The sequence below is a fragment of the Akkermansiaceae bacterium genome, assembly GCA_019634595.1.
GTDB lineage: Bacteria > Verrucomicrobiota > Verrucomicrobiia > Verrucomicrobiales > Akkermansiaceae > Luteolibacter.
Window position 1 is genome coordinate 123,857 of the sequence record JAHCBC010000006.1, and the last position, 23,884, is coordinate 147,740.

General features: G+C 62.5%; 20 protein-coding genes. 10 read left to right on the forward strand and 10 right to left on the reverse strand.

Annotated features, from left to right (window positions below):
* Positions 1–113: 113 nt before the first annotated feature.
* From secD to tgt, 3 genes are all read right to left on the reverse strand, one after another.
* Entirely contained in the window at positions 114–2,603 is a 2,490-nt protein-coding gene (gene secD / locus KF712_19950) for a protein translocase subunit SecD (GenBank protein MBX3743269.1), read from the reverse strand.
* A gap of 67 nt (positions 2,604–2,670) precedes the next feature.
* Positions 2,671–3,006 carry a preprotein translocase subunit YajC gene (yajC, locus tag KF712_19955; protein MBX3743270.1) on the reverse strand — a complete coding sequence of 112 codons (336 nt, stop codon included), beginning with the start codon at positions 3,004–3,006 and terminating at the stop codon, positions 2,671–2,673.
* Entirely contained in the window at positions 3,003–4,136 is a 1,134-nt protein-coding gene (tgt, locus tag KF712_19960; GenBank protein MBX3743271.1) for a tRNA guanosine(34) transglycosylase Tgt, read from the reverse strand. Before tgt ends, yajC begins: the two co-directional genes overlap by 4 nt.
* A 183-nt stretch (positions 4,137–4,319) precedes the next feature.
* Here tgt and KF712_19965 point away from each other — a divergent pair, with 183 nt between their 5' ends.
* The 4 genes from KF712_19965 (at position 4,320) to KF712_19980 (ending at position 8,702) form a co-directional block, all read left to right on the forward strand.
* Positions 4,320–4,817, forward strand: a complete 498-nt coding sequence (locus KF712_19965) for a hypothetical protein (protein ID MBX3743272.1) — start codon at positions 4,320–4,322, stop codon at positions 4,815–4,817.
* A gap of 102 nt (positions 4,818–4,919) precedes the next feature.
* Positions 4,920–5,342: a (deoxy)nucleoside triphosphate pyrophosphohydrolase gene (locus KF712_19970; protein ID MBX3743273.1), complete on the forward strand. Its 423-nt coding sequence runs from the start codon at positions 4,920–4,922 to the stop codon at positions 5,340–5,342.
* Positions 5,343–5,420: 78 nt separating this feature from the next.
* Entirely contained in the window at positions 5,421–7,349 is a 1,929-nt protein-coding gene (locus tag KF712_19975; GenBank protein MBX3743274.1) for a DUF1549 domain-containing protein, read from the forward strand.
* Positions 7,350–7,391: 42 nt separating this feature from the next.
* Positions 7,392–8,702 (forward strand): DUF1501 domain-containing protein, encoded by a 1,311-nt coding sequence (locus KF712_19980; protein ID MBX3743275.1) that lies wholly within the window; start codon positions 7,392–7,394, stop codon positions 8,700–8,702.
* Positions 8,703–8,910: 208 nt separating this feature from the next.
* Here KF712_19980 and KF712_19985 read toward each other — a convergent pair whose 3' ends face one another.
* Genes KF712_19985 through cimA form a run of 3 tightly spaced genes read right to left on the reverse strand, consistent with a single transcriptional unit; the run spans position 8,911 to position 11,866 of the window.
* A complete protein-coding gene (locus tag KF712_19985) occupies positions 8,911–9,594 on the reverse strand; it encodes a hypothetical protein (protein MBX3743276.1) in 684 nt (227 codons plus the stop codon).
* On the reverse strand, positions 9,591–10,280 hold the full coding sequence (locus KF712_19990; GenBank protein ID MBX3743277.1) for a hypothetical protein: 690 nt from the start codon (positions 10,278–10,280) through the stop codon (positions 9,591–9,593). The genes KF712_19985 and KF712_19990 overlap by 4 nt, the downstream gene beginning before the upstream one ends.
* Before the next feature lie 8 nt (positions 10,281–10,288).
* Positions 10,289–11,866, reverse strand: coding sequence for a citramalate synthase (gene cimA / locus KF712_19995; GenBank protein MBX3743278.1), 1,578 nt, complete (start codon positions 11,864–11,866; stop codon positions 10,289–10,291).
* A gap of 288 nt (positions 11,867–12,154) precedes the next feature.
* Between cimA and KF712_20000 the strand changes: the two genes are divergently transcribed.
* A complete protein-coding gene (locus KF712_20000) occupies positions 12,155–12,397 on the forward strand; it encodes a CPXCG motif-containing cysteine-rich protein (protein MBX3743279.1) in 243 nt (80 codons plus the stop codon).
* Positions 12,398–12,414: 17 nt separating this feature from the next.
* On the opposite strand, the gene KF712_20005 is transcribed toward KF712_20000, so the two are convergent.
* Positions 12,415–15,651, reverse strand: coding sequence for a HEAT repeat domain-containing protein (locus tag KF712_20005; GenBank protein MBX3743280.1), 3,237 nt, complete (start codon positions 15,649–15,651; stop codon positions 12,415–12,417).
* 174 nt (positions 15,652–15,825) lie between these two features.
* Here KF712_20005 and KF712_20010 point away from each other — a divergent pair, with 174 nt between their 5' ends.
* Complete coding sequence (locus KF712_20010) at positions 15,826–16,212, forward strand: hypothetical protein (protein ID MBX3743281.1); 387 nt, start codon at positions 15,826–15,828, stop codon at positions 16,210–16,212.
* Here KF712_20010 and KF712_20015 read toward each other — a convergent pair.
* Entirely contained in the window at positions 16,149–16,523 is a 375-nt protein-coding gene (locus tag KF712_20015) for a hypothetical protein (GenBank protein MBX3743282.1), read from the reverse strand. The two genes, KF712_20010 and KF712_20015, sit on opposite strands and share 64 nt — an antisense overlap.
* Positions 16,524–16,907: 384 nt before the next feature.
* Between KF712_20015 and KF712_20020 the strand changes: the two genes are divergently transcribed.
* From KF712_20020 to KF712_20030, 3 genes are all read left to right on the forward strand, one after another.
* Positions 16,908–18,554 carry a sulfatase-like hydrolase/transferase gene (locus tag KF712_20020; protein ID MBX3743283.1) on the forward strand — a complete coding sequence of 549 codons (1,647 nt, stop codon included), beginning with the start codon at positions 16,908–16,910 and terminating at the stop codon, positions 18,552–18,554.
* Between the two features lie 145 nt (positions 18,555–18,699).
* Complete coding sequence (locus KF712_20025; GenBank protein ID MBX3743284.1) at positions 18,700–18,885, forward strand: hypothetical protein; 186 nt, start codon at positions 18,700–18,702, stop codon at positions 18,883–18,885.
* A gap of 5 nt (positions 18,886–18,890) precedes the next feature.
* Positions 18,891–19,274 carry a type II toxin-antitoxin system death-on-curing family toxin gene (locus tag KF712_20030; protein MBX3743285.1) on the forward strand — a complete coding sequence of 128 codons (384 nt, stop codon included), beginning with the start codon at positions 18,891–18,893 and terminating at the stop codon, positions 19,272–19,274.
* Between the two features lie 30 nt (positions 19,275–19,304).
* Here the strand turns inward: KF712_20030 and KF712_20035 are convergent, their stop codons facing one another.
* Together KF712_20035 and KF712_20040 are read right to left on the reverse strand one after the other, a co-directional pair.
* Positions 19,305–19,805 carry a hypothetical protein gene (locus KF712_20035; protein MBX3743286.1) on the reverse strand — a complete coding sequence of 167 codons (501 nt, stop codon included), beginning with the start codon at positions 19,803–19,805 and terminating at the stop codon, positions 19,305–19,307.
* A 227-nt stretch (positions 19,806–20,032) separates the two neighbouring features.
* A complete protein-coding gene (locus KF712_20040) occupies positions 20,033–20,965 on the reverse strand; it encodes an ATP-binding cassette domain-containing protein (protein ID MBX3743287.1) in 933 nt (310 codons plus the stop codon).
* Between the two features lie 143 nt (positions 20,966–21,108).
* Here KF712_20040 and KF712_20045 point away from each other — a divergent pair, with 143 nt between their 5' ends.
* On the forward strand, positions 21,109–23,883 hold the full coding sequence (locus KF712_20045; GenBank protein MBX3743288.1) for a 2-oxoglutarate dehydrogenase E1 component: 2,775 nt from the start codon (positions 21,109–21,111) through the stop codon (positions 23,881–23,883).
* Position 23,884: the final 1 nt, after the last annotated feature.

The following is a 23,884-nucleotide window of genomic DNA, read 5'->3' on the forward strand; positions in this document are numbered from 1 at the left end:
TCCGGGGCGGAATGAATTCCGCGGTCCCAGTCAGGCGATGATCCCGAGCGGTCCAAAAAAGAACCGCACCTTCCCGGAGGAAGGTGCGGTGGATGGAATGACCTGTGGCCGCCTCAGTTGGCTGGCTCCGGAAGGGCTTCGGTTTTCTTTTCCTTCACCACGTAGCTGCGGAGGTTGCCGCCCTTGCGGTTGCCCCACCACAGCACGATGGGCGTGGCGATGTAGACCGAGGAGATGGTGCCGATGATGAGGCCGACCAGGATGGTGAGGGCGAAGCCCTCCAGGGCCGGGCCGCCGCGGAAGTAGATGATGACCAGCGTGATGATCGTCGTTCCGGCGGTGAGGATCGTCCGGGCCAGTGTGGCGTTGATCGCCTCGTTCATAATGGACTCGATGGAGCCGGTCTCATAGCGCAGGCGCTCGCGGATCCGGTCGTAGATGACGATGGTGTCGTTGAGGGAGTATCCGGCGACGGTGAGGATGGCGCCCACGTGGAGCAGCGACAGTTCCGAGCCGAACAGGACGATGATGCCGATGGTGAGGACCACGTCATGGACGGTGGAGAGGAAGCCGCCGATGGCGAACGCGAACTCGAAGCGGAAGGCGATGTAGAGGAAGATGCCGACAAGGCCGAGGCACAGTGCGATGAGCGACTCCGTGATGTAGGTGCTGCCCGCGGAGGCGGAGACTTCCTGGGCGCTTTCGGCGACCTTGAACTCGCCGGGCGTGCCGTCCTGGTTCGCGGGCAGGCGCTCGCCCAGCACGGGGATGGATTCGCGCAGCTTCGCGGAGATGTTCGCGGCGTCCTCCGTGGCGCAACGCACGCTGAGGAGAACGCCGGTGGCGGCGCTGCTTTCCTCGGTCGCGTTCACTTCCTTGGAGAGGGTGAGGCCTTCGAGGGCCTTGTTCACCTCGTCGATGGGGATGAACTGCTCCTGCTCAAGCTGGAACTGGATGACCGTGCCGCCGGTGAAGTCGATGCCCAGGGCGTCGTTCCGCTTGATGTAGAAGTTCGTCGCGCAGACCACGATGATCACCGCGGAGATGACGAAGGCGATCTTCCGCTTGCCGAGGAAGTCGATCTTCGTCGGCGGGATGAGGCTCATGAAGGAGAGCTTCTTCAGGACGCCCAGGTCGATGGACCAGCGGAACAGCACGCGGGTCACCAGGATGGCGGAGAACAGGGATGCCAGGAGGCCGATGGTGAGGGTGACGGCGAAGCCCTTGATGGTGCCGCTGGCCAGCCAGAAGAGGATGACCGCGGTGATGAGGGAGGTGAAGTTCGAGTCGAAGATGGCGGTGAACGCCTTGTCGTAGGCGCTGCCGATGGCGGATTTCAGCGTCTTGCCGGCGGCCATTTCCTCGCGCAGGCGCTCGTAGATCAGCACGTTCGCATCAACGGCCATACCGATGGTGAGGATCATCCCCGCGATGCCCGGGAGGGAGAACGGGAAGCCGAACATGGCCATGATCCCGAAGAGGATGACACCGTTGACCAGCAGTCCGAAGACGGCGACCAGGCCGGCCGCACGGTAGTAGAGCAGCACGAAGAGGAACGTGATGGCGAGGCCGACGACACCGGCCCAGATGGCCTGGGTGATGATGGCGGAACCATAGGCGGCGGAAACCTTGTTCTGGGTTTCGACCACCAGCGGGTTCTCCAGCGGATTCATCAGGGCGTCGGAGAGCGCCTTCGGCTCGCCGGGATCATGGAGGCCGCTGATGACGAAGTCCTTGCTCAGGATGGCCTGGACGACAGGCGCGTTCAGGACTTTTCCGTCCAGCACCACGGCGATGCGGTCGGCGCCGAGGCGCATGTTCCTGGTGAGGTTGAACATCTTGTCCGCTCCCTCCGAGCTGAGGGTGACGGCGACGGCGTCATTCTGCTGCGGGGAAGGATAGGCCTGGACGATGTCCGATCCACCGAGGGCGGTGCGGCGATTGAGCAGGATGGGCTGCTCATACTCCTGTCCTTCCTCCGTCTTGTTTTTCACCATGTAGGCGCGGTAGCCGGGGACGATCTCCAGACCCTCGTGGGCGCGCTGGGCGAGGGTCTTGCCCTCGATGACCTCGTCACTCCGCGGGCTGACCTCGCGCAGTTCCAGCTTGGCGACCTTTTCGATCGCCTCGCGGATTTCGGCGGATTCCTGCTCGGAGACACCGGGCATCTGGACCTGGATCTGGTCCGCACCGAGGCGGTTGATCTGGGCCTCATTGGTGCCGGCGGAGTCCAGGCGGTTGCGCAGCACGATGATGGCCTGGTCGATCTGGGAAGCGGTGGGTGGCTCCATCTGGCCGTTCGCGCCTTCCCGTGGTTGGACCCGAAGGGTGAAGGAGGAACCACCGAGGATGTCGATGCCGCCTTTGAGCCGCTCCCGCGGCGGGGTGGCGGCGAGGATGCACAGGCCGCAGATGCCGACGATGAGGATGCTGCCGATGTTCCGCTTCCGGTTCTCGATGTCCGTGGCGAAATACCAGAAGAACAGGATGAGCAGGGAAAGGCCGACAAAGAAGAGTGTCAGCGGATCCTCAAAGCCTGAACGGAGGAAGTTCAGCACACCCGTGGTGGCGGCGGGATCTTTGGCGGCGGTGGCGGCGAGCATGGCGGAGCGGTGCGGGTTTGCGCCTGGAGGCGCGGGAGAGAGGAAACGTGGGGGAGGCGCGGCTTTATCAGGCGTCGCTCTCCTTTTTGCGGACGGAGGCGACGGCCGGCTTGTCGAACTCGATGAAGGTGCCTTCGCAGACTTTCACCACGACGGTGTTGTCCTTGATGCTGTGGACGATGCCGTGGATGCCGGCGGTGGTGGTCACCTTGTCACCCGTGGCCAGTGCGGCGATGCGGGCGGCCTGCTCCTTCCGCTGGCGCTGCTGCGGGCGGATGAGGAGGAAGTAGAACATGACGATCAGCAGGACCGGCATGACCGCAGGATGGCCGAAGATCCCGGCAGGGGATTCGGCGGCTTGGGCGAGCGGAAGGGAGGAGAAAAGAGTCGGGATCTGGATCATGGAGTGGTGGATCGGGTATAGCGTTGGATGAATGCGTCTTTGAAATCGGTGAAATTCCCTTCGGTGATGGCCTCCCGTGCCCGGGCGACGAGGGACAGGTAGAAATGCAGATTGTGGAAGGAAAGCAACCGCAAACCTAGGATTTCCCCAGCCCGGAACAGGTGCCGGAGGTAGGCCCGGGAGAAGCCCGCGACGTGGGGGTGGGCGCTTTCGCAGATGGGGGAGGGGTCTTTCGCGTGGACCAGGTTTTTGATGTTGATGGGACCGTCCAGGGTGAAGGCCATGCCGTGGCGGGCGATGCGGGTGGGCATCACGCAGTCGAACATATCGACGCCGCGGGAGATCATTTCCAGAATCTGCGGCGGGGTGCCCAGGCCCATGGCATAGCGGGGCTTGTCCCGCGGGAGGAAGGGGACCGCGTTGTCGATGGCGCGGAACATCTCGTGCTCCGGCTCGCCGACGGAGACGCCGCCGACGGCATAGCCGTCGAAATCCAGCTCCACCAGCTCCCGGGCGGACTGCTCCCGGAGGTCAGCATAGACGGAACCCTGGACGATGCCGAAGTGGTGTTGGCGGCCCTCGCCGGACTTCGGCCCGTTTTTCACGATCCAGTCCTTGCAGCGGCGTGCCCAGCGGGTGGTCAGCGCGAGGGAGCTGGCCGCGTATTTTTCATCGCACGGGTAGGGCGGGCACTCGTCGAACAGCATGGCGATGTCCGAGCCGAGGCTGGCCTGGATCTCCATGCTCAGCTCCGGGGTGAGCAGCATCTTGGAGCCGTCCAGGTGGTTGTTGAAGCGGACGCCCTCCTCCGTGATCTTGCGGAGCTTCGCCAGCGACCACACCTGGAAGCCGCCGGAGTCCGTCAGGATGGGCTTCCGCCAGGTGCTGAAACCGTGGAGTCCGCCCAGGTCCCGGACCAGCTCATGGCCGGGCCGCAGCCAGAGGTGGTAGGTGTTTCCGAGGATGATCTGGGAACCCAGCTCCTCCAGCTCCCAGGGGTGCAGGGTCTTCACCGTTCCCTGGGTGCCCACCGGCATAAAGATGGGGGTCTGCACCGTTCCGTGGGGCAGTGCCAGCTCCCCCCGGCGGGCGGAGCTTTGCGGATCGGTGCTGAGGATGGTGAACGACACGGGCGGCGTGGATAGACGGGAATGTCCTCACGGCCAAGCCCATAAAAAGGGCGGAATGCCGGTCCTCCGGGGGATGGCGGCAAAACATCGCTTGAAAAATTTCGGGAATATTTTTCAGTGGCGGTGTTCAAACCGTAGCATCACGCAGCGCAACCCAAAAACCAACACACACTGACCAACCATATGAAACTCATTCTCACGACCCTGTTCGCCGCCGCCATCTGTTCCCCGCTCGCTTTCTCGAAGGATTGCGACAAGTGCAAGGACGGCGACAAGAAGGAAGAAAAAGGCACCGTGGCCGGCAACGACGGCGAGAAGTGCAAGGACGGCGAAAAGTGCAAGGACAAGGATAAGGAAAAGGGCACCCTGGCTGGCAACGACGGCGAGAAGTGCAAGGACGGCGAAAAGTGCAAGGACAAGGATAAGGAAAAGGGCACCCTGGCCGGCAACGACGGTGAGAAGTGCAAGGACGGCGAAAAGTGCAAGGACAAGGACAAGGAAAAAGGCACCCTGGCTGGCAACGACGGTGAGAAATGCAAGGACGGCGAAAAGTGCAAGGACAAGGACAAGGAAAAAGGCACCCTGGCCGGCAACGACGGCGAAAAGTGCAAGGACGGCGAAAAGTGCAAGGACGGCGAAAAGTGCAAGGACAAGGATAAGGAAAAAGGCACCCTCGCCTGATTTTTCCGGATCTCCGGATCCAGTTTTTTTAAAAAGCCACCGGGTTTCCGGTGGCTTTTTTCTTTGGACGGGACGGGGTTGGTTGGGCCATGAAAAGGCACCATGGACGGCACGGGAGGAATCCAGCGGGAAATCGATGTGGTCTGCGGGGTGATCCTGGATCAGGAAGGGCGCTACCTCGTGTGCCGGCGACCGGAGGGAAAGCATCTCGGGGGGCTGTGGGAGTTTCCCGGGGGAAAAGTGGATGCGGGCGAAATGCCCGATGCCGCGCTGGAGAGGGAGCTGGAAGAAGAGTTGTGGATCAAGGTGGAAGTGGGTGAGCGTCTGCGCGACGTCCGCTGGGACTATGGGGGGGTGGTGGTCCGGTTGATGCCTTTTTTATGTAAAATACGTTCAGGGCAGCCGCGGCCCCTTGAGCATTCCGAGGTTCGCTGGATTACTCTCGGGGAGGCCGGGGATCTGGATTGGGCGCCGGCTGACACGCCTATTCTGGAGGAATTGGCATTGAGGGAGTTCGAGGCTTAAAAAAGGTGAAAATATCCCGGGATTGGGGTGTTGACGGCTCCGGAAAATTTTGCGAGCGTAGTTGAACTTCCCAAACCCATGAAATGTCCCCGCTTCACCGTTGCCGCGATCATCTCGGTCGTCACGGCGTTTATTCCAGTGGCTTCCGCTGCTCCGGCAAAGCCTCAGGATGATCCTGCTTTCCTGAAGAAAGCGGCTCTCCAAGTTGACCAGCACATCGCCGCGTTCTACCGCCGTCAGAACCTTCCGGTGCCAGGTGTGACGGATGACGCCACGTTCCTGCGGCGCGCTTTCCTTGTCGCCATCGGTCGCATTCCGAGTGCGGAGGAAGCGATTGATTTCATGGAGATGGAGGACGCCACCAAGCGCGAGGAGCTGGTGGCCTACCTGCTTTCCTCCCCTGGCTATACCAGCCACATGACGAACTGGGCGTACGACCTCCTGCGCATCGTTGACCGCCGTGACGGTGTGGACGCGACCATCGCGCCTTACCGCTTCTGGGTCCGCAACGCGGTGGAGAAGAACATGCCGTGGAGTGAGATGACCACCCGCCTGCTGGCCTCCGAAGGCAACGGTTGGGATCCTGAGACGGCCGCTGTCGGCTATTACACCCGTGACCGGGGCATGCCGCTGGACAACATTTCGAACTCGATGCGTGTTTTCCTCGGCTCCCACATGGAGTGCGCGCAGTGCCATGACGATCCGTTCGGTAAGACCGAGCGTCATGATTTCTACCAGCTCGCCGCTTTCACCAACGGCCAGGGCGAGATCAACAAGGACGCCATGGGTCCGCTTTACCGCGAGCTTCAGGATGGTGAGAAATACCAGACCGAAGAATACTACATCGCCGAGATCCTCTGGGACCAGGTCTATGGAAATTCCCTCTCAGGCGGTGGCCGGGGTGCCATCGCGCTGCCGGGCGACTACCAGTACCGGGATGGCAAGCCGGGCGAGATGGTGGGTGCGAAGACTCCCTTCGGCAAGTCGGTGCGCATGTCTGAAAAAGGCAGCAAGCACAACGGCCGCCAGGAATTCGCGGATTGGGTGGTCAACAAGACCGGCCCGCAGTTCCCCTCCCTCATCGCCAACCGCATGTGGAAGCGCGTGATGGGCAGCGGTGTCTATGAGCCGGTGGACGAATACATCGAGCCTGCCAAGACCCAGCATCCGGAACTGATGAACTATCTGGGCAGCCTGATGGTGCAGCTCAACTACGATCTCAAAGCCTTCCAGCATGTGCTGCTGCTCACCCGGACCTTCCAGTTCGGCACGAATCCGAAGAACTCCATCGTCGAAACCGGGGATGACTTCCACGGCCGCAAGATCGCCCGCCTTTCTTCCGAGCAGATCTGGGACTCCCTCATCACCCTCGCCGGTGGTATTCCTGACGACCAGGCTCCGCGGACCCTGGACAACCGCATCCACCTGCGCGGCAGGCCGGTCTTGGTCGGCAAGAAGAACATGATCGAGCTCTCCAAAGAAGTGCTGGCGATTGATTCCGACAAGGACATGCGCGCCTACTTCAACAACCTGGTGAAGGAGATCCGCAGCGACAAGAACTCCGAAACGCCCGCCAAGAAAGGTGACTCCATGATGTCGATGGGCAGTGAGGTCGTCAGCTACAACAAGGACGCCCGCGTGCGTGCCTCCGAGCTGCCTTCCCCCGCCCCGCGCGACCACTTCCTCTATCTCTTCGGCCAGTCCGACCGGATGGTGGTGGAAGGTGCCAGCAAGGAGCCGAACGTCGGCCAGGTGCTCTCCCTCATGAACGGCTTCGTCCAGCGCCAGTTGGTCAACAACTCCAGCGCCCACCTCTACAAGAGCCTGGAAGGCACGAAGTCGGACGCGGAGAAGATCCGCCGTCTCTACCTCGCTATCCTCAGCCGTCCGCCGTCCGAAGAGGAAATGGGCTGGATGCAGGAGGAAGTGAAGGCTCAAGGCGAGGAAGGCTACCGCAACATTGTCTCTTCCCTCGTGATGTCCTCCGAGTTCCTGTTCCTCCAATAATTTAGAAAAGCCCGAGCAACCCTGATCCCAGACCCAAAAACCATGAATCCGTTCAACAAAGCAGATGAGCTGACCCGCCGCCACTTCATGGCGAATGCCGCACGTGCCTACCTCGGCGTCCATCTTCTTCCGATGATGGGCAGCACGATCGCTTCCGCCGCACCCGCCGGTGCCGGTGCCTCCGCTGCGAAAGCGAAGCATGTCATCTACCTCTACATGAGTGGTGGCATGAGCCACGTTGACACCTATGACGTGAAGGAGAAGAAGGACATCATGGGCAAGACCGAGGCCATCAAGACGAAGGCTGACGGCGTCCAGATCGGAAACTGGCTTCCGAAGACCGCCGAGGTCATGGACAAGGTCTGCGTCATCAACTCGATGAAGTCCACCCAGGGCGCGCACGAACAGGGAACCTACGTGATGCACACGAGCTACAACATGCTCGGCACCATCCGCCACCCTTCCCTGGGTTCCTGGGTGACCCGCCTCGGCGGACGCCTCCATCCGGAGCTTCCTCCGTTCGTGGCGATCAACGCTTCCCCGGAGTACACCGGCGGCGGATTCTTCGGCGCGAAGTACGCCGCTGCTCCGATCGGCAGCCCGGAAGCCGGCCTGCAGGATTCCCACCGCGCCAGCGGCGTTTCGGAGGAGGACTTCTCCCGCCGTCTGACGCTCGCGGACAGGATGAACCAGAAGTTCCACGAAAAGTATCCCAACCAGGACGTGAAGGCCTATGAGGAACTTTACCGCGAGGCGATCAACCTGATGAACTCGAAGGACCTGAAGGCCTTCGACCTCAGCGAGGAATCCTCCGAAACCCGTGCCCTTTACGGCACCGGTCGTTTCGCCCAGGGTTGCCTTCTCGCCCGCCGTCTCGTCCAGCACGACGTCCGCTTCGTCGAAATCCAGCTCGGCGGCTGGGACACCCACTATGACAACTTCGCGGGTGTCGAAGGACGCTGCAAGGAGTTCGACCAAGCCTACTCCGCTCTCATCAAGGACCTGGAAGCCACCGGCAAACTCAAGGACACGCTCGTCGTCGTCGCCACCGAGTTCGGCCGGACCCCGGAGATCAAGACGGAGCACCAGGGCGGACGCGACCACCACCCGGGCGCATTCACCTGCACGCTCGCAGGTGCCGGCATCAAGGGCGGCATGAAGTATGGTTCCACCGACAAGGAAGGCAAAAAGGTCTCCGAACTGCCGGTTTCCCCGCAGGACTTCAATGCCACCATCGCCTACGCCCTCGGCCTGCCGCACGATCTGGTGCTCATGTCCCCGAGCAAGCGTCCGTTCCGCATCGCCGGTCCGGATGCCGCCAAGGCGACGCCGATCACCTCGATCTTCGCCTGATCAGGGATTCGATTGATTCATCGCCCCCGTTCCGGTCCTCCGGAGCGGGGGTTTTCTTTTATGGGTAGCGAACCTCGTGAGAGGTTCGGCGGGGTGGACGTCCATCAGGAACGCAAGCACGACTCCCATTCCTCCCATTCCTCCCATTCCTCCCATTCCTCCCATTGTTCCCTTCGATGAGGGGGAGCTGTCCACAAAGCTGCAACGCTCATGCTTCCGGAAATTCCGGTTCCAGTGATCCCCGGTGCTTCTGGATTTCATCCAGCTTGGCGAGGGCGGCCGGATGCGCTCCGCCGATCCTGACCCAGCCGGTGACGCCACCTGCTTCCCGGATCTCCAGCCCGCGGGTGGTGATCTTTTCCCGCCGCTTCGCCATCCGTTGGGAGAGGAAAAGGAACACAAAGGTGCCGATCCAGCTCCATTCATTGATCTGGAGGAGCGCGAGACATGCGAGGGCGGTGAAAAAGAAAAGGATCTCCGCCACCCGGAAGATGACCTTGCCCGGGGCAGCCGGTTTCCCCGTGCCGATGCTGAAAAAGGTGAAGGTCACCCGTGGATGGCTTTTCCGGAAGGCGAGGCTGGCGATTCCCGCAGCACCCACGGCACAGGTGATGGACCAAGCCAGGGGCAGGTCGATGGCGACAATGGCTCCCACCATGACCAACAGGATGATCGACAGGAAGCGCGGGGTTTTCCCTTTGGTGATGTTGACCGCGTGGGACACCGGTACCAGATGCCCGCCTTCTTCCCCGGTGATCAGGTCGATCTCCGGCAGCACCGCGCGATCCTGCACATGGATGCCGCGCGCGGCGACATACCAGGGAAAGTCTCTTTGCTCCGCCGCCGGTTCTTCCACCGCAGGCGGGGTGTAGGGATTGGTCGGGGCGTTCATGAATTCTCCCAGTGATCTTTCCTCCATTCTTCCAGCCGCCGGATGGCGCTGGAGTGGACACCTCCCAGCCTCAACCAACCGTCGGCTTCAAGGGTCATGTGGATCTTCGGCCGGTTCTGATATTGCCAGTACACGCACGCGATCACGCCGATAAGACCGATGACGACGAGGATACCGGTGTCCGGGAGCACCGTCTGGTCGGTATAAAGCAAGACCAGCGGTGAGATCATGCAAGCTATGCTGACGGAATAAATGACCGCGCGGATGTTCCTGTTCCTTTTCCGCTGGGCTTCCGCGGCGGGCTGGACGTAGGTGGTGAAGCGAACCCGGCGGGTTAGGGTGAGGGAGATCAGCAGATAAACGCCCAGCCACACTCCGAAAAAGACGATCAGCGAGATCCAGAACCTATGCCCTTCCCAGCTTCGCAGCGGTTTGGGGATGAACTGGTACATCATCGCGGCCAGACCCATGAATCCCATGGACCAGTGGGCTTTCACGAACTTCCGCCTCACCTCCACCAGCGAGGCATCCTCACTGCCGGACTCAAGGTCGACCTTCGGCAGCGCCGCGCCATGGGCGACCAGCACGCCGATGCCGTCGATCTGCCAGAGGTGGGATGGCCCGGTGGCCGGGCTGCTGATGGCCGAGGGAGCAGCGTACGGATTGGTGGTATCCGGAGCCGCCATGTTCCGGATCAGTTGGAGCCTTTGCGGCGTTGCAGGAACAGGTCGATGCCGTCCACCAGCGCGAGCCAGCTTGCCTCGATGATGTTGTCGGACACGCCGACGGTACCCCAGTTCCGGTGGCCGTCGGTGGAGACGATGAGCACGCGGGTCTTCGCGGCGGTGGCGTCGTGTCCGTCCAGGATGCGGACCTTGTAGTCCACCAGGGAGACTTCCGCGATTTCCGGGTAGAAGGGGAGAAGGGCCTTGCGCAGGGCCAGGTCCAGGGCGTTCACCACGCCATGGCCTTCCGCGACGGTGAGTTCCGGCGTGCCATTGACGGCCAGCTTCACGGTCGCCTCGCAGACCGGCGGGTGGCCGTCACGATATTGGCGGAAGCTGGTGTGATATTCGGTGAGGTCGAAGGGCTTCGTGTATTGGCCGAGTTCGCGGCGGATGAGGATCTCCAGGGAGCCGCCCGCGGCCTCGAAGGAGTAGCCTTCGTTCTCCAGTTCCTTGACATTTTTCAGGATGGCGGACGCTTCCTTGGAACCCTTCTCAAGCGGGATGCCGAGACGCTCCGCCTTCAGCAGGATGTTCGACTGGCCGCTGAGCTCGGAAACCAGGATGTTCCGCGCGTTGCCGACGCTTTCCGGGACGATGTGCTCGTAGCTGCGTGCCAGCTTCTGCACGGCGTTCACGTGCATGCCGCCCTTGTGCGCGAAGGCGGTGCGTCCGACGAACGGCGCGCGGGCGAAGTGCGGGTTGTTCGAGACGTCATCGACGAAGTAGGAAAGGTCCTGCAGCTTGTCGAGCTGTGGGACGACCTCGATGCCCATCTTCAGTTGGAGGATGGGGATGACGGAGGTGAGGTTGCAGTTGCCGGTGCGCTCCCCGTAGCCGTTGATGGTGCCCTGGACCTGGGTGCCGCCCGCTTTCACCGCGGCGACGGCGTTGGCGACGGCCAGTTCGCAGTCGTTGTGGGTGTGGATGCCGAAGGGGGTGTTGGGGATGCGGGCCTTCACCGCGGCGCAGATTTCCTCGACCTCGGTGGGCAGGGTGCCGCCGTTGGTGTCACAGAGCACCAGGCAGGAGGCACCGCCTTCCGCCGCCGCTTCGATGGCGGCGAGGGCGTGCTCCGGGGAGTCCTTGTAGCCGTCGAAGAAATGCTCCGCGTCATAGACCACCTCGCGGCCGTGCTTCACCAGATAGGCGACGGTGTCGCGGATCATGGCGCGGTTTTCCTCCACGGTGGTGCGCAGCACCTCGGTGACTTGCATCTCCCAGCTCTTGCCGAAGATGGTGACGACGGGCGTCTCCGCCGCCAGCAGCAGGGCGACCTGTGGATCTTCCTCCACGGGGGTATTCGCACGGCGGGTGGAGCCGAAAGCGGCGAGCTTCGCGTGCTTCAGTTCCAGTTTCTTCGCCTCCTGGAAAAACTCGACGTCCTTCGGGTTGGAACCCGGCCAGCCGCCTTCGATGTAGTCCACGCCGAACGCGTCCAGGCGCTGGGCGATCCGGAGCTTGTCGAGTCCGGACAGTTGGAACCCTTCGCCCTGCGTGCCGTCACGCAGGGTGGTGTCATAGAGGAATACGGATTTGGCGCTCATCGGCTGGGGGCGGAGACCCTAGGGGCTTCACGGGGAATGGGCAAGGGGGAAGCGCGGGGCGGAAAAGTGGCGGAAATCGGTAGGGTCGCGACCGCCGGGCGCGTCGTGGCTTCCGGCGGATAGGCGGATGACGTCCCATCCCGGAAAAACCGCCCCAGTTCTTTCAGCATACAGCTTCGGAGGCCCGGGCCGGGCACGCCCTGCCATTTTTCAGGATGAGCGCGCCCACTGGGACCGCGGGATTCATACCGCTTGGCTTCGCATGGTCGCCGGATTCTCCGGGGCGGAATGAATTCCGCGGTCCCAGTCTGGATTTCCGTGCTTGTCCGCCGCCTCCGTTTCGGGTCCGGTGCGGGTGATATGGAAATGGCCGAAGTGACCTGCCCTACTTGTTTTGAGACATTCGCAGTCGCCGTCCCTCACCCGGACGAGATGCCGACCGAAGTGGACTACGATTGCGAGGTCTGCTGCCGGCCGATGACGATCGTTTTCACGGAAGACGAGGTGTACGCCCGCGGACTGGGGGAGTGAGAAGGAACATCGAACGTTCACTTCAAGGTGGAAAGGTATTCCACCACATCACGGATCTCACGCGGGGTGAGGATGGCTGCCATCGGCGGCATGGTACTGACTGGGGTGGTGCGGCTGGCGATTTCCGCGAGGGTGATTTTTTTCGCGGTGCCGTCCGGCAGGATGAGGGTGAGGGAGTCCGCCGTTTCCTCCTTCAGCGCACCGGCGAGGGCGGTGCCGTCCTTGAGGGTGGCGGTCATCATGCCGAAGCCGGGGGCCAGTTTTGCTCCGGGATCGACGATGGATTCCAAGAGGTAGTCGCGTCCCTTCGCTCCGATGTGGGTGAGTTCGGGGCCGACGTTGCTGCCCTCCGGGCCGATGCGGTGGCAGGCCAGGCATTGGGCGGCGAGGTGGCCGGTGAAGACCTTTTGCCCGGTGGCGGCGTTACCACCCTCCAGCGAGGCGAGATGGGGGGCGGTTTTGTCGAGCTTCGCCCGCAGGGTTTTTGCGGCCTTCATCTTGAGCGCGTCCGCGACGTCCAGCAGTTCGAGGAGGATGGGGCCGTCCGGTTTTTCGATGGAGGCGGCGAGCAGGTCGGTGAGGTATTGTTTCGCCTTCGCGTCATTCTTCACCAGCAGGAGCAGGTTCACCGCGTTCTGGCGCTCCGCGTTGTCCTTCGAGGTGGAGACGGCGGAGATGATGTATTCCACGACTTCATGCGGCCACTGCGCGGCGAGCAGCTCGGCAGCGGCGGAGCGGAGGGTGGGTTCATCGCTCTTGAGGAGTCGGGAGGCGATTTCCCGGAAAGCTTTCGCATCCGCGTTGCGGAGCAGCTTGAGCGAGCGGATGCGGGCGGCGGGCTTGGCGGCTGTATCGGTCGCTTCGGTGGCGAGTTCCTTCGGGTCCGCGGCGATGCCAAAGGCGGCGGCGACATCGGCTGCGGCCACGGCGATGGCATCGGACGCGTCATGCTTCAGGGAGGCGATGGCGCGGGTGACGGCTTCCTTGGTGGCGGGCGCGGTGTCACCCGTCTTGAACGGCTCGTAGCGGCCATCGACCAGATCGAGCGCGGGTGTCTTGTCCCATGTGGCGAGCGCCTCCAGCGCGGCGACGCGGGTTGCTTCCGGCGCATCCGTGGTGGCGGCCAGTTTCAACAGGCGCTCCGCGGACGCAGCATCCGCCAGGCGGCGGTTGGCGGCGATGGAACGGCGGGCTGCGGGGGCTTCCGCCGCCGGGTTCGTGGAGATGAGGGCGGCCAGCGCTGGCATCGCGGCGGAAATACCAGGTTCATCGTAGATGGCGCGCGCGGCCTCGCTGGCGACGGCGGCTTCCTTGTCCCCCAGCAGGCCGGCGGCATGCGGGGAGGAAGTGCGGCGGAAGGCGACCGCGGCGGCCACCCGGACGGCGGTGGAGGCGTGGGTGAGGGTCTTCGCGGCGACCTTGTCCGGATCCATGCCGGAAAGGGCCATCACCCCGGCTTGGCGGAGATAGACGTCACGGCCATCGTTTTCCGCAAGCATGGCGACCACGGCATCCAGCGCGGCGTCCATTTTCAGCTTGCCGATGGCGTTCGCGGAAAAGGCGCGAACACGGGAGGAAGAATCCTTGAGGAGTTCCGTCAGGAGGGGCTGGGCTTCCTGAGCGGATTCACCGGCCCATTTCGCGGCTTGGGCGCGGAGTTCGGCATCCTTGCCCGTGGCGAGGGTTTTGAAAATGGCGGCGTCGAAGGTCTTCGTCTGCGCCAGCCCCCACAGCGCGTGGATGACGGCGATGCGCGGCGAATCCGCGTTGTTTGCGACGGCCTTCAGTTCCGGGATGGCCTTGCGTTTCGCCAGCTCCCACTGGGCATCCAGTCGCACACGCTGGTCGGCATGGGAGAGGCGCTTGACGAGATCCGGCGTGGTGACGTCGGATGGTCCCGCCTTGAGGAAGGCGGCGACTTCCTTGCGGATGGCGCTGTCCTTCACGGTGGTGTCATCCAGCTTCCAGACCGCGCCCTTTTCCTTGAGCGGGTAGCCGCCCGCCCAGTCCGCGCCGTAGAGTGCGCCGTCCGGGCCGAAGTTGATGCCGATGATCATGGGACCCTTCACCACCGTGTGGGCGTCCGTCATGCGGAAGGAGGCTCCGTTTTCCTCCACCTTGAACGCCTGGATCTCCCCCTTCGGGAACTCGCTGGTGAAGAAGGAACCCTTGTAGCGGTCGCTGAGGGCGGTGCCGGGATTGTAGGCGAATCCGGCGGGGCCGTCGCCGTAGCTGGCGAGCGTGGGGGTGATGTAGGCGGGCTGGAACGGCCCGGTGGGGATGGCGATGGACTCCGCGAGCCACGGCTGGTATTCACCGGATTTACGGTATTGGTAGTAGCAACGCCAGCCGGTGTCGGAGCCTTCCGTGATGTAGACGAACCGCTCGCGCTCGCCCTTCATGTCCGCGTCATTGTCCACGCCGAACATGTTGCCGTGGTCGTCGAAGGCGAACTCCTGGCAGTTGCGCAGGCCGCGGGCGTAGATTTCGAACTCCGTGCCGTCCGGGTTGCAGCGCAGCACCGCACCCTCATGCGGGGCGGACCAGCGTTTCCCTTCCTTTGACATCACGTTGGTGCCCTTGTCACCGATGGACCAGTAGAGCTTTCCGTCCGGTCCCCAGGTCAGGCCGTGCATGTCGTGCCCGGCGTAGGCGATGTGCAGGCCGAAGCCGTGGGCGATAGACTCGCGCTTGTCCGCCTTACCATCGCCGTCCGTGTCGCGGAGCTTCCACACATCCGGGGCGATGGTGCTGTAGACATCCCCGCGCCAGGCGAACACGCCCGCGGCGATGCCAGTGACCTCCGTGTTGAAATCCTCCGCGAAAGTCTCGGACGAATCCATCACGCCGTCGCCGTCCTTGTCGGTGAATTTGATGATCTTCTCGCTGATGGCGGTGAGGTCCTTCGCGTCCACCACGCCGTCCTTGTTGTGGTCCTTCAGCGACACGTGGTCCTGGAAATTTTTCCCGTCGAGCTGCTTGCGGAAAAACGCCTGCTTCTGCTCCACGGAGGTGTGGGAAAGGTCATCGGTGATCCACTGGGTGAACTCGCGGATGTCCAGGTCCGCGGCCTTCCGGCGGGCGGTTTCCGTGACATAGACGGTGCCGTCCACATCCACGGTGACGGACACCGGGTTTTTCAGCAGCGGCTCCTTCGCGACGAGCGTGCGCGTCAGGCCATTGGCGGCGGGAAAGGTCTCCGGAGCGGCGAGGGCGATGCCGGGCAGGAACAGGATCAGGTGGCGCGGGGACATGGGCTTGGGGAGGAGCATTGGACATCGGACGTCCAACGTCGAACTTTGAGAGAGGGTATTCGGCTCCGGCGGCATGGTTCTTTCGTGGGATACCCGGATGGGGAGAAGGGAGTCCGGAAAAGAAAGATTGTGGGAAGCGGGGTGATTTCCGGAAATGCGGGAGTGCTGAAACGGATGAAACGATCACTGCAGTTGGCTGTGCTGCTGGTGTTGCTGCCCGGTTGTTGGGTGAGGCTGCCAGTGGTGCCGGGAGATGGGGTCGAGGGCCGCGGCGGGGAGGTCCGGACGCTGGAGGAGGATATCAAGCTGGTCCGATATCTCGGAAGACATTACGCCCGGAAGCTCCCCGACAAGGCGGACGCGGAGGGTGAAATCGTGAGGAAAGGCTCCCGCATCCGGGTAGGAAAGGCGGTGAAGCGGATCGAGGAGCCGGGAGTGGAATACTTCTACGTCTGCGTGGTGGAAGAGACCGGCAGGAAATTCGACCTACCGTTTTCCTATAGGGAGACCATTGGCTTGCCACTTTGGTCGAAGTGGATGGACCACGGCGGGGCGGAGTAGGACTGACCTCCAGCGGGGTGCCAGGCAAGTTGCACACGGATGAAAAGCTCCGCGGCGAATGCACTGACGACCAGCGTGGCCACCAGCAGCACTTTCCAGCCTCGGATGCGGAAGATCCATAGCTGGAAAGCCACGAACAGCAGGTAGAAGACCAGATGGTTGGAAACCGCGATCGCCAGAAATTTGTAGTTCGGGGAGGAGGCCTGCGAATGCACGGCGATGAAGATGCCGAACACCAGTGTCAGCAACAGGAGGGCGAAGCGGAGGATTTCACGGAAGGTGTGCCATCCGCTTTTCGGAGCATTATCCATGGAAGAACGGGATCGTGGCGGGAATTGATAGTGGACTCAAGCATCCGGATGAGGTGGTGACAGAGGCCATCGTGAGAGATTACATTACTAAAATGCTAAGTATGGTACTTTAAAGGTTGATGACTGGGAAAAAATGCTTTAGATTAGCGGCGTGGACGGAGGTTCGCGCCGACGCAATCATCGGCTTTCGCCTCCCCCAACTTCTCGGTAGCAGACCAGACTTCTGGATGATCCGGCCATCGCAATGCCGCGTTTCCCATGAACTGTCCCGTCTGAGTTTTCCGTCACACAACCTCTCCGCTCCACTGGGGTTCTTCCCGCTGCGGCACCTCCGCGCGGCATTTTCCACCGATTCATTTTTTCCATCCATATCCATACTCATTCATGAAATCCGTTTCCAGATTCTCACTCCTGCTCGCCGGGATGATCACCGTCGCCCAGGCGGCGCAGAAAAACGTCCTGCTCATCGCCGTGGATGATCTGAAGCCGTTGATCGGAGCCTATGGCGACCCGATCGCGAAGACACCGAACATCGACCGTCTCGCTTCCCGAGGCCTGTTGTTCGAGCACGCCTACACGAACCAGGCGCTGTGCGCGCCGTCCCGCAACGCGCTGCTCACCGGCATCCGCCCGGACACGCTGGGGATCTACAATCTGGAAGTGAACTTCCGCAATGCGGCTCCGGACGCGGTCACGCTGCCGCAGCAGTTCATCAAGCACGGCTACCGCGCGGAGGCGATCGGCAAGCTCTACCACACCGGGCAGGGCAACCATGACGACGTGAAATCCTGGAGCGTGCCACACACCCGGCCGCAGGCACCGACCTTCGCGCTGGAGGAGAACCAACCGGTGCGCACCGGAAATGAAAAGCCCGGCCAGCGGGTGCGTGGGGCGGCCTATGAGTCCGCGGATGTGGCGGATGATTTCTACGCCGACGGCCAGATTGCGAAGGAAACGGTGGCACGTCTGGAGGCCGCGAAGGGCCGGGAGGGCACGCCGTTTTTCATCGGCGCGGGCTTCCAGAAGCCACACCTGCCATTCGTGGCTCCGAAGAAATACTGGGACCTCTATGACCCGGCGCAACTGAAGCTGGCGGAGTTCCAGGAGGCCCCGGCCGGTGTGCCGGAACCCGCCTTCCGGAAGAACACGGAGCTGCGCAGCTACAAGGGCCGGGAGGACGCGGACAGCCTTTCGCAGGATGAACAGCGGAAGCTGCTGCACGGCTACTATGCGTCGGTGAGCTACACGGACGCGCAGATCGGCAAGCTGCTTGACGCGCTGGACCGGCTGGGCCTGACGGACAACACCATCGTCGTGCTGTGGGGGGATCATGGCTGGCACCTGGGCGACCATGGCCTGTGGGCGAAGATGACCAACTTCGAGCAGGCGACCCGCATCCCCTTCATCATCTCCGCTCCGGGCGTGACGAAGCCGGGTGGAAAGACCGCGGCGCTGGCGCAGTCCGTGGACCTCTACCCGACGCTGCTGGAGCTCGCGGAGGTGCCCGCCCCGGACACCACGCCGAAGCTGGAGGGCAAGAGCCTGGTTTCCGTGCTGAAGGATCCATCGGCAAAGGTGCATGACAGCGTCACGCAGGTGGTCCCGCGCCAAGGCTACATCGGCCGCTCCATTCGCACCGCCAGCCATCGATTCGTAGAGTGGAAGAAGCCCGGCGGGGAGACGTTGCACGAACTCTACGACTACGCGAAGGACCCGCAGGAGAAGAAGAACCTGGTGGACGAACAGCCGGAAACCGTGGCCGAACTGAAAAAGGAACTGGCGAAGTATCCGGAACCGAAACCACAGGTGGTCGTGAAAGCCGCTGCCGAAGCCGAGGCTCCGAAGCAGGGCGGCCAGGATCGCGCGCGGCTTTTCAAAAACCGCGACAAGGACGGCGACGGAAAGCTGACAACCGAGGAGTTCCTCGCGAACCAGAAGGATGAAGCCGCCGCGAAGGAACGCCTGAAGAAGTTCGACAAGGACGGCGACGGCATCCTCACCCGCGAGGAGTTCATCAAAGCGGGCAAGTGAGGGCCTTCAACCGTGGCGGCGATCATTGGTCGCCGTCAGGTTGGGCTGCGTGCTTTGCCAATGTCTCCAACGGAAAGGCGTCGTTCCCGCCGGAAACCCAAGGTTGAAGGGACCGGGAATTTCGTGTAGATACCTTCCAGTTCCCATGAGTACGGTTGCTGAAATCGAAGCTGCGATTGAGAGATTGCGCCCGGAAGAGTTTGCCAAGCTTGAGGCCTGGCTGGATGAACGCCGTGCCCAAAGGGTCACCGTGCAGGAGAGGAACGTCGCGGCGGCGATGGACAAGGTTTTCGCGCATCACGCACCTTTGCTGAAGAAACTTTCCCAGTAGCCGCGATGGTGGAACCTTTCTTCCTGGAGCTGGAACAGGTCGCCGCGATCCACCAGCGTTCCTTGTCGGAGCACGGCGGCAGCGCGGGAGTGCGTGATCACGGAGGATTGGAGGCCGCGGTGATGCAACCGCGGAATGTCTTCCATTATCTGGGTGGCGACTTGTTCGATATTTCGGCGGCTTACGCCTATCACATAGCGGAAGCCCAAGCCTGCATTGATGGTAACAAAAGGACCGCCATCGCCAGTGCCTTGATCTTCTTGGAAATCAATGGTGTGGACACAACGGCGATTGATCCCATGGAACTGTATCAGCCGATGATCGACGTATCCGCCCATCTTCTTGACCGGGAAGGGCTGGCAAACCTGTTTCGCCGACTCTTCTCCTGAGGTGGGGGCGTCCGCATTTATCTTGCAGCGCTATCTGGACGGGAAAATTTTCCCAAGCAAACGGGAGAGCAGTGGTCTTATCGGGACCGGATAGATTTCCGCCGGTAGGGAAACGAAAGCAGGACCGCTGGAGACGGCCCCATCGAGGGTCTGGCCTGCCTCCAGGGCGGAGGCTGCCGAAGAAAAAACGGCGCTCCGTCCGGCGATGTGCAGGAAGACATCCTCCCGGCCACCGCGCGTGTATTCATCGGTCATTTCCATCGCCTGGGTGAAGATTGGTTCGGCGGAACAGGGCAATGTGATCCATCTGCCACCCGAATCACGGACCTGGAAAGTGTTGGAGAAAATGACCTTTCCCATCCGCGAAACGGCTGCTGTCCCGAAAGCCTCGGGAATCCACTCGACCAATCGTGTGGCGAGCATCGGGTCATCCGTCAGAATCCTGATCCTCGCCTCCGACTCCTCCTTGGTCAGGTCTTCGCCGAGAATCGCAGCAGCTTCCTTGATGAGTTCGGGAGAAGGGGTGGTCATACTGGATCGATGGTGAAAAATTATGGGCAGGATTGCCCGGATTCTGAAGCATTGTGCTCATTAATGTGGGTAGTGGCACCAAAGAAATGTGGCTGGCCATCTCGGCTCAAGCTGTTGCAGGGGCATCCTGCTCTTCATCTGAGTTCGCCAATGCCGCCGGTGGACAAGAGTGTCCACCCTCCTTGCTCCAATGCCGCCGAACGACAGGAGTATTGTTCCTCTCTGCTTCAATCCTTCCGCGTCAGTTCCACGAACACATCCTCCAGGGTCGCTTCATGGCGGAAGAGGGAGCGGCAGGGCCAGCCGTGCTGGGCGACGAGGTTGTGGATGCGCTCGCGGGCGTCCGTGCCGGAATCCACCCAGACGGTGAAGCGGGTCCAGCCGTCATCGAGCGTTTCCGGGCTGACCTTTTTCACCCGGTCGAGGCGGGAGATGGCACCGGCGGCGACATCGGCGTCCGCCTGGAGTTCCAATTGTACCCGTCCGGCGGCGCGCATCTGGCCGATGAGGTTCGCCGGGGTGTCCGCAGCCTTGATTTTCCCGCCGTCGATGATGATGACACGGTTGCAGGTCATTTCGACCTCGGAAAGGATGTGGGTGGAGACCAGGACGGTGTGGTTTTCGGCCAGCCGTTTGATGAGTTCGCGGATCTGGCGGATCTGGTTGGGGTCCAGACCGTTGGTCGGCTCGTCCAGGATGAGGAGTTCCGGCTGGTGGACCAGGGCGTCCGCGAGGCCCACGCGCTGGCGGTAGCCTTTGGAGAGGGTCTTGATCATCTTGCGGCGGACGCTTTCCAGGCCGCAGGTGTCGAGGACGTCGCCCACGCGGCGGCGGGCGTCGCCGCCTTTCAACCCCTTGAGCTGGGCGCGGAAGCGCAGGTACTCCCGCACCCGCATGTCCTCATAGAGGGGCACGTTCTCCGGCATGTAGCCGATCTTCTTCCGGGCATCCAGCGACTGGCGGAAAATGTCGAACCCGGCGATGGTGGCGGAGCCGGAGGTGGGCGGGAGGTAGCCGGTCAGCATCCGGAGGGTGGTCGTTTTGCCTGCTCCGTTAGGTCCCAGGAAGCCGACGATTTCTCCCTTGGCGACTGAGAATGAGATGCCTTTGACGGCTTCGTGGCGGGCGAAGCGTTTGCTGAGTTGATGGACTTCGATCATGGGTGATTTTTGCCCTTGGGACGTGATGAAAATAACGGTTGTGCGGTTGACGAGGCGGGGCCGACCCCTTAACTAAGCGTTGCGCGTGGCGGGCCAAGCCGGAAATTTCCGCAGGCTTTCCGCCGATACCTGACCCATCGCTCATGAACTCATCGGTTTCGCCCCGCTTGAATGCGGATTTGTTGGATGAAAAGTACGCCCAATGGTGTGAGGATCCCCGCTCGGTAGAGCCCACCTGGTCCGCATTCTTCGAAGGTTTCGAGTTGGGCGCCGCACAGGCGAAACGGCGTGAGGAAGCGGGTGCGTCCGCCCCTGCGGCCTCCGCACCCGGCAAGGCGAGCGATTCCGATCTGGCGTTCTACGGCAAGGTCGTGAGCTTGGTTTACAACTACCGCACGCTGGGCCACACCCAGGCGCGCATCAACCCGCTCGATCCACCGGAGATCAACCCTCGGCTGCGCCTGGACCAGTTCGGCTTCACGGACGCGGACCTGGACCGGGAGGCCTCCACCCAGTGGTTCCGCCACGGGGACAAGATGAAGCTGCGCAACATGGTGTCCGCCCTCGACGCGACCTACTGCGGCCTCATCGGCTTCGAGTTCATGCACATCCACAACACGACCGTCCGCCACTGGCTGCGCGAACGGATCGAGCTGCATGCGACGACTGTTTCCGAATCCCATGAGCGCAAGGTCAACTCCCTGCGCTGGGTGCTGGAGGCGGAGGCGTTTGAAAATTTCATCGGCAAGAAGTTCATCGGTGAGAAGCGTTTCTCGATGGAAGGCGGCGAAGGCTCCATGGTGGTCCTCAACGCCATCCTGGAACACTGCCCGGCCCAGGGTGTGCTGGAGATCGAGATGGGCATGGCCCACCGCGGACGGCTCAACGTGCTGGCGAACTTCGTCCGCAAGTCCCTGACCACCATTCTTTACGAGTTCACGCCGAACTACGTGCCGGATCTCGTCGCCGGCGACGGGGACGTGAAATACCACCTCGGCTACGAAAGCGTGCGCGAACTGGCGGACGGAAATGTCCGCGTGAGCCTGGCCGCGAACCCATCCCACCTGGAGGCGGTCAACGCCATCGTCGAGGGCAAGGCCCGCGCCCGCCAGCGGGTGCTGGGTGATGACGGCTCCGCCACCGACCGGAAGCAGGTGCTGCCGATCCTCATCCACGGGGACGCCGCCTTTGCCGGACAGGGTTCCGTCGCGGAGGTGCTGAACCTTTCCCAGCTTCCGGGCTACCGCACCGGCGGCACCATCCACCTCATCGTCAACAACCAGATCGGCTTCACCACCTCCCCGGCGGACGCCCGCTCGTCCTCCTACGCGACGGACGTGGCGAAGATGATCGACGCGCCGATCCTCCACGTGAACGGCGAGGAGCCGATGGAGCTGTACTGGGCGGCCCGCTTCGCGCTGGAGTTCCGCCAGAAGTTCGGCCGCGACATCGTCATCGACATGTATTGCTACCGCCGCCAAGGCCACAACGAGGCGGACCAAGCGGCTTTCACCCAGCCGATCATCGCGAAGAAAATCGCCGAGCGCGAAACCTTCGGGGTCATTTACAAGAAGAAGCTCGTCGCCGAGGGAGTGCTTTCCCAGGCGGATGCGGACGCGCTGGAGCAGGCCATATGGGACCGCCTGGAGGCGGGCTACCAGAAGATGGTGCAGCTCACGGAGGCGGGGGACCGCACGGTTTACAGTGGCTCCACCGCCATCGAGCAGGGACCGTATTCCCATGCCTCCGTCGGCACGGGCATCGACAAGGAAAAATTCCACCACATCGGCAAGGTGCTGACCACCGTGCCGGAGGGCTTCACCCTCCACCCGACGCTGGCGAAGCGCTTCGTCCCGCGCCGCGAGGAGGCGCTCCAGAACGGCGGGCCCATCGACTGGGCCTTTGCGGAATCCCTCGCCTGGGGTTCCCTCCTGCTGGAGGGGAATCCGGTGCGCCTGTCCGGCCAGGACTGCCGCCGCGGCACCTTCTCCCAGCGCCACGCCGTGTTCTACGACTTCGAGGACCGCGACCGCTACATCCCGCTGGAGCATCTGGGTGAGCACCAGTCGAAGTTCTGCGTCTATAACTCCTTCCTCTCCGAGTTCGCCGTGCTCGGCTTCGACTACGGCTACTCCCTGGGCTACCCCAGCATGCTCACCATGTGGGAGGCCCAGTTCGGTGACTTCTCGAACGGCGCGCAGGTCATCATCGACCAGTTCATCGTATCCGCGGAGTCGAAATGGCAGACACCGAGCGACATCGTGATGCTGCTGCCGCACGGCTACGAGGGCATGGGCCCGGAGCACTCCAGCGCCCGTCTGGAACGTTTCCTGCAACTGTGCGCCGCGGACAACATCATCGTCGGCAACTTCACCACCCCGGCGCAGTATTTCCACGCGCTGCGCCGCCAGAAGCGCCGGGAATTCCGCAAGCCGCTCATCCTGATGACGCCGAAGAGCCTGCTCACGCGGCCGGAGGCGGTTTCCTCTGAAGCGGATTTCCTCGAGGGCACCTGCTTCCAGGAAGTGCTGCCGGACCTGAAGATCTTCAACAACCCGGCGGATGTGAACCGCGTGGTGTTCTGCACCGGCAAGGTCTTCTACGACCTGATGGCCTACCGCACGGAGCACAACATCGAGAACGCCGCCATCATCCGCATCGAGCAGCTCTACCCGTTCCACAAGGAAATGGTGGAGGCGATCATCGGCCAGTATCCGAACGCCACCGAATTCATCTGGTGCCAGGAGGAACCGCAGAACATGGGCGCGTGGTCGTTCATTTTCCCGCACCTGGAAGAGGTCGTCGGCAAAAAAGTCCGCTACGCCGGCCGCGTCACCGCCGCCAGCCCCGCCGCCGGATCGAAGACGATGCACTACCGCGAACAGAAGGCGCTGCTCGGCCGTGCCTTCGAGATCTGAT

What these genes read in the sequence shown, in the direction of transcription:
- KF712_20025 (MBX3743284.1), top strand. Translation starts at nt 18,700, where the DNA reads ATGAGTACGGTTGCTGAAATCGAAGCTGCGATTGAGAGATTGCGCCCG.
- KF712_19975 (MBX3743274.1), top strand. Translation starts at nt 5,421, where the DNA reads ATGAAATGTCCCCGCTTCACCGTTGCCGCGATCATCTCGGTCGTCACG.
- secD (MBX3743269.1), bottom strand. Translation starts at nt 2,603, where the DNA reads ATGCTCGCCGCCACCGCCGCCAAAGATCCCGCCGCCACCACGGGTGTG.
- KF712_20010 (MBX3743281.1), top strand. Translation starts at nt 15,826, where the DNA reads ATGAAACGATCACTGCAGTTGGCTGTGCTGCTGGTGTTGCTGCCCGGT.
- KF712_20045 (MBX3743288.1), top strand. Translation starts at nt 21,109, where the DNA reads ATGAACTCATCGGTTTCGCCCCGCTTGAATGCGGATTTGTTGGATGAA.
- KF712_20005 (MBX3743280.1), bottom strand. Translation starts at nt 15,651, where the DNA reads ATGTCCCCGCGCCACCTGATCCTGTTCCTGCCCGGCATCGCCCTCGCC.
- KF712_20000 (MBX3743279.1), top strand. Translation starts at nt 12,155, where the DNA reads ATGAATTCCGCGGTCCCAGTCTGGATTTCCGTGCTTGTCCGCCGCCTC.
- KF712_20030 (MBX3743285.1), top strand. Translation starts at nt 18,891, where the DNA reads ATGGTGGAACCTTTCTTCCTGGAGCTGGAACAGGTCGCCGCGATCCAC.
- KF712_20040 (MBX3743287.1), bottom strand. Translation starts at nt 20,965, where the DNA reads ATGATCGAAGTCCATCAACTCAGCAAACGCTTCGCCCGCCACGAAGCC.
- KF712_19965 (MBX3743272.1), top strand. Translation starts at nt 4,320, where the DNA reads ATGAAACTCATTCTCACGACCCTGTTCGCCGCCGCCATCTGTTCCCCG.
- cimA (MBX3743278.1), bottom strand. Translation starts at nt 11,866, where the DNA reads ATGAGCGCCAAATCCGTATTCCTCTATGACACCACCCTGCGTGACGGC.
- KF712_19985 (MBX3743276.1), bottom strand. Translation starts at nt 9,594, where the DNA reads ATGAACGCCCCGACCAATCCCTACACCCCGCCTGCGGTGGAAGAACCG.
- KF712_19970 (MBX3743273.1), top strand. Translation starts at nt 4,920, where the DNA reads ATGGACGGCACGGGAGGAATCCAGCGGGAAATCGATGTGGTCTGCGGG.
- KF712_20015 (MBX3743282.1), bottom strand. Translation starts at nt 16,523, where the DNA reads ATGGATAATGCTCCGAAAAGCGGATGGCACACCTTCCGTGAAATCCTC.
- yajC (MBX3743270.1), bottom strand. Translation starts at nt 3,006, where the DNA reads ATGATCCAGATCCCGACTCTTTTCTCCTCCCTTCCGCTCGCCCAAGCC.
- KF712_19980 (MBX3743275.1), top strand. Translation starts at nt 7,392, where the DNA reads ATGAATCCGTTCAACAAAGCAGATGAGCTGACCCGCCGCCACTTCATG.
- KF712_20020 (MBX3743283.1), top strand. Translation starts at nt 16,908, where the DNA reads ATGAAATCCGTTTCCAGATTCTCACTCCTGCTCGCCGGGATGATCACC.
- KF712_19990 (MBX3743277.1), bottom strand. Translation starts at nt 10,280, where the DNA reads ATGGCGGCTCCGGATACCACCAATCCGTACGCTGCTCCCTCGGCCATC.
- KF712_20035 (MBX3743286.1), bottom strand. Translation starts at nt 19,805, where the DNA reads ATGACCACCCCTTCTCCCGAACTCATCAAGGAAGCTGCTGCGATTCTC.